This window comes from Mesorhizobium sp. M5C.F.Ca.IN.020.32.2.1, from assembly GCF_004023105.1.
GTDB lineage: Bacteria > Pseudomonadota > Alphaproteobacteria > Rhizobiales > Rhizobiaceae > Mesorhizobium > Mesorhizobium wenxiniae.
On sequence record NZ_RZSX01001433.1, the window covers coordinates 1 to 854 of the forward strand.

Annotated in this window: 1 pseudogene; it reads right to left on the reverse strand. The window is 67.9% G+C overall.

The window, feature by feature from the left end:
• A pseudogene (locus EOA86_RS36570) lies at window positions 1-759 on the reverse strand (DNA polymerase IV); the annotation flags it as partial.
• Between the last annotated feature and the right edge of the window lie 95 nt (window positions 760-854).

An 854-nucleotide genomic window follows, 5' to 3' on the forward strand; every position in this document is an offset into this window, starting at 1 on the left:
CTCCTCGGCCGGTCTCCTGCCGAGCGCCGACTGCGCGCCGGCCGATCGCGCCCGGCGCTGCGTCTCGAGCTTGCGCGGATCGCGGTTCCAGGCCAGCGCGTTGAGCTTTGCGCCCGCCGCCGGGCCGAGCAGGCGCTCCAGCGACCCACCGTTGGTCTTCGCCAGCTCGCCGATGGTGTTGACGCCGATGCCGGCCAGCCGCTCCCTGGTGACCGGACCGACGCCCCACATCAGCTCAACCGGCAGATCGTGCAGGAACTCGAGCTCGTGGCGCGGATCGACCACCACCAGCCCGTCGGGCTTGGCCACTTGCGAGGCGATCTTGGCCAGATGCTTGGTGCGCGCCACGCCAACCGAGATCGGCAGGCCGAGTTCGGCGCGCACGCGGCGGCGGATGGTTGTGGCAATCTCGGCCGGCGGGCCGAACAGACGGGTGCAGCCGGTGACGTCTGCGAAGGCCTCGTCGATGGAAATCCGCTCGACCACCGGCGTGAAATCGCCAAGCACTTTGATGGCCGCGTCGCCGAGCCGCTGGTAATCCTTGAAATGACCGCCGACGAAAATCAGACCGGGGCACAGTTCCCGCGCCCGCCGCCCCGGCATGCCGCCACGTACGCCGAAGGCCTTGGCCTCGTAGGACGCGGCCAGCACGACGCCGCCGCCGACGGCGATCGGCTTGCTGCGCAGGGCCGGGTCGAGCAATTGTTCGACCGAGGCATAAAAGGCGTCCAGATCAGCGTGGAGGATGTTGGCTTCCATCCGGCCCGTTCGCCCGCGGAGGTTCGAACGCCGCATTGTCTCGAGGGTGGTTTGGTTTGGAACATAGAGAGAACATTGTACGTGCATTGTCAAGG